The organism is Vibrio ichthyoenteri ATCC 700023 (assembly GCF_000222605.1).
In the GTDB taxonomy this organism is placed as follows: domain Bacteria; phylum Pseudomonadota; class Gammaproteobacteria; order Enterobacterales; family Vibrionaceae; genus Vibrio; species Vibrio ichthyoenteri.
In genome coordinates this window covers 1-3,786 of record NZ_AFWF01000269.1, presented here as the reverse complement: position 1 = coordinate 3,786, position 3,786 = coordinate 1, and the positions used below count along the sequence as shown (strand labels likewise).

The following is a 3,786-nucleotide window of genomic DNA, read 5'->3' as shown; positions in this document are numbered from 1 at the left end:
GTAGTGTAAGGGGATTTCCCGCTAATAATTCGAGGCACCTGCTGAGCTATTATGTTTATTTTATCTCGCGAGATGTTCTCTTTTCCAAGAACTAACATCAGTCCATCTTTTTCAAGATTTGCATTTCGAACACTTTTTAAATTCTTTGATAAATCACTTCCGATTGCTCTATCAAAGTGAGTCAATGATTGTGCATAAGATTTTTGGGTAATTGTTGATAAAACTGGTAACGGCATAAGCACTCAAATTATTGATTTTCAGAATTCTGCATTATCCTCAACCCAGCCTGTTATATCACGAGATTACTTATGAAATGTCCTAACAACTTCTACCGCCCAAAGAAATGAAATGTTAGGCAGGGGATTGATTTGTTAGTGCGCGTAATTCCTATTATGTTAAATCCGTAAGTTAGCCATCAAAAAGCACGCTTCCGAAGCGCTAGAAAGCCCTACACTGCGTTTTAACAAGAAATCCGTACCTAGATAGCCAAAAATCGCTTTGAAAGTTTGTGACGCTTTTGAGGCGATTTACAGGGCATATTTTTCACATCCCCGTTAACACTGTTTTCAAGCTCAAACACTCAAAAGGAATAGTTTTCTTGCTGGAGTTCGTTTGACCAGGTAAAACGAGTGCAACAAGTTTTGCCTAGTCAAATGAACCGACAACGAGCACAGCGAGGCGTCAGGGCATCACTTAGGGTCTAAAATAAAATAGTCTTTATGCTCCCCAAAACCGCCCCAACTACGCATAACACGCACACAAGGAAAATCCTCTTTTGCTTCTGTCGTGCAGATCTTCAAATCGGCGTTATAACCCTCTAGCTTCCGCAAAACTGCACGCGTGTCCTTTAGTTCTCCCTGCACCTCTCGCAAATAAACGGCAAAACCGGCTGCAATCGTGCCGGCAAAAAACAGAGCCACTATCATGGTTAGAAAAAGACTCGACCAGCCAATCCGACTGCTCAATTTTTGATTTAAATCAAACAGATTACGGTCAAATTCCCGTTGCACTTCCTGTTGTTTCCCTTGTAACTCCTGCAAAAAAACGCGTTGAGACCGCTCCATTGCTTGCGTTGATGCTTCTTGCTGCTCGATGTATCGAGTGATTAAACGTTGCTGCTCTTCCGCGATAGCCATCAGGGAAAATATTTGTTCATCGGATCTCATAAACTCCAGCCTCTCCCTTGGGATTTCTGTTTACTGCTACGTTCTAGGGCTTCTTTTTGACGCCTTTCCATTTCCTGCGCTTTCGCCTCGCGCTCTCGCTGCTGTTGCAGCACAAGGGCTTCCGCTTTTCTCGCGGCCTCTTGTGCTTTGTGCGCTTCAAACTGCTTCCGAGCGGAATTGATACCTTGCTGGATGAATCTGGCCATGTCCTGATTCGATTCGGTGATCTCTCGATTCCGATCCCCCCGTTCCGTCTCAATTCCTTTTCGCTCCATTGCGGTGGCCGCTTTTCCCATGTGGATCTGTGGTGCGCGTGAAATACCTTGTTGCTCAAGGCTTCTGTGATCGACTCGAACCACGAGACCATCACGCTGTAACGCCTGATTAACGGATTGAGACCAATCAGAACGCCACGATTCAAGGCGGTTTTTCTGATTCCAGTCTCGCTGCTTCTTTCCAAATCCATCTTCACCAATTGTCCGAGTGGTCAACATGATATGAGCGTGGGGGTTTTGGTGTTTGGTCTCATGGATCGCAACCGTGGCGCACATACCCTCATCAACAAAATTACGTTTGGTATAGTCCGTGACTAATTGTTGTTGCTTCTCTCGATCGAGTTCTCTAGGCAAAGCCACAACCACTTCCCTAAAAACTTGTGCGTCCTTTCGCTTCTCGATGCGCTCGACTTCATTCCAAAGTTTGGCGGAGTCACTCGCCCACGTTGGCGCATTTTCAGGAGTCATAGTGAATGAATCCACCACTCCCGATTTTCGAGAATAGTCATGTTCAATTCCCAATCGTTCGTCTTTGATTTTGACACTTTCACGATAGGCACATGAACCAACCGATGACGCACCATTTGAACGGCTGCCAATCTTTACGCTGCAATGATAAATAGCCAAGTTTCCAAAACTCCAAACAGCGATCGCTGTGGTTAAAAATCACGAAGTGATTCGCACACATTGCTTGCAATGTATAAGTGCGCTTTTCCTAATAATCGGAAAAGTTAGCATGGAGTCTGCAAAATGATAAGCTAAACAAAAACGGAGAGGAGGTTATTGATGACAAGCAAGCTAGAACAACTCAAGAAGAAACAGGAACAACTACGATTAAAAATCCAAAAGGAGCAACAAAAGGAAAGTAGCAAGAAACGAAAGGATGACACGAGAAGAAAGATTTTGTTAGGAGCGATGGTATTAGAAAGAATGGAACGAGAGAATGATTACAAGGAGCAAGTCACGAATAAGTTAGACCAATACCTAACAAAAAATAGAGACAGAGAATTGTTTGAATTAGAGGTGAAATAAAAAAATAGCCCTATCACAAGATGAGCCAACAACGTGGGATAGGAAAAAGTCGTCATACTGGAAAAATAAAGAGACCAGTATAAGAAATGCCCGAAAAAGCGATGCATGAAAGAAACACCGCAAGCACAAGCACTACACCGAGCAATGTAAAAGGGAAACGAGAGTGCATAGAGATGTACGCAAACGAACCCTTTCGGCTGCGCCGACCCCTACCCAAATCAGTGTGATTTTAGGTATCATTTTGGTCGCTTTCAGATTGGGATATTTCTCTTACCCTTTCGGGCTGCCCTGCGCTGTGAGTAAGGCTTTCGCCCCCATTCCAGTCTCACAACACTAATCATTTATTCCTTTCCCGCTTATCCCCTCTAGCAGCTACAAGGGGCGAAATTATCGTGCCGAAGCATAGTTTTGATTAGTGCCTTTACCTTCCACCTTTGGAACTTCCCTTGGTCGGTGGATGATGCGCCTCGCTCTGTCCAAAACATCTTGAATCCAAACAGAGTGCAGGAATACTTGAAGTGCTTTAACGATATGGCTATCATGAAAGGACTTACCCAGTGGCTAAACTAGTAAGTATTCCGAAAAACCGACTCTCCAAAGTCGGTTTTTTCACATCTGGGGAAAGAGATTAATCCCAAAAGCGATTGATCTCAATGATACTTTTGATGATCATTCCTTTTATTGCAAATAAACTAATCTAAATCCGATTCTAGCGTAACTCTAAGGCTTTCACGTTTTACGGTATCTGTAGCAGGAATCGTAGAACTTCTTAAATGAGTGAACGGGAGTTCTTCTTTATAAAAAACTCCAGCCCCATGATATCCAGAAACTCGAACATCAGTATAACCTCTATCCCAAATCTCGCTACTGAGCACCTCAATGAAAGACTTAGCACCTCCAAAAGCTAACTTTTCAAAAATACCGGGGTCCCGATTAGCTACGTCAATGCTCTCTTTTGAAACGCTAGCAATTTTTCTCCTATCCGCGGAACCACAACTGGTAAATCTCAAATCTTTAATTTTACCTAAAATCCCATTAACCTCTAAAATGTCAACAACCTCTTTCGCTGTAAAGATTGAATCTCCACTAGATGTATGAGCAACGCCAGCCCCACCATGCCCTGTAATATACAACTTTCGAAAAGATTCTAACTGGATGTCTTCCACCAACACGTTTTCCTGCGTTTTTGCTGCTTTTACGAAAGCTCGTCCTACAATATCATCGTTAGATTCACATTTACCAGAGTCTGAAACTTGCTGATAACACGCTATGGAATTTTCAAATTCGATCTTTACTTTTTCACTTAAAAACAA

The 3,786-nt window shown here is 43.0% G+C and carries 4 protein-coding genes and 1 pseudogene; 1 reads left to right on the top strand and 4 read right to left on the bottom strand.

What is annotated here, in order from left to right:
- From RH85_RS23645 to mobQ, 3 genes and pseudogenes are all read right to left on the bottom strand, one after another.
- Positions 1-236: pseudogene (locus tag RH85_RS23645) on the bottom strand (hypothetical protein); the annotation flags it as partial.
- Between the two features lie 453 nt (positions 237-689).
- Positions 690-1,166, bottom strand: a complete 477-nt coding sequence (locus tag RH85_RS17830; protein ID WP_006714108.1) for a hypothetical protein — start codon at positions 1,164-1,166, stop codon at positions 690-692.
- Positions 1,163-2,068 (bottom strand): MobQ family relaxase, encoded by a 906-nt coding sequence (mobQ, locus tag RH85_RS17825; protein ID WP_160162467.1) that lies wholly within the window; start codon positions 2,066-2,068, stop codon positions 1,163-1,165. Before mobQ ends, RH85_RS17830 begins: the two co-directional genes overlap by 4 nt.
- 159 nt (positions 2,069-2,227) lie before the next feature.
- Here mobQ and RH85_RS17820 point away from each other — a divergent pair, with 159 nt between their 5' ends.
- Positions 2,228-2,473 carry a hypothetical protein gene (locus RH85_RS17820; protein WP_006714106.1) on the top strand — a complete coding sequence of 82 codons (246 nt, stop codon included), beginning with the start codon at positions 2,228-2,230 and terminating at the stop codon, positions 2,471-2,473.
- A 692-nt stretch (positions 2,474-3,165) separates the two neighbouring features.
- On the opposite strand, the gene RH85_RS23090 is transcribed toward RH85_RS17820, so the two are convergent.
- Positions 3,166-3,786 (bottom strand): hypothetical protein (locus tag RH85_RS23090; RefSeq protein WP_039949299.1); only part of this gene is annotated, 621 nt, incomplete at its 5' end.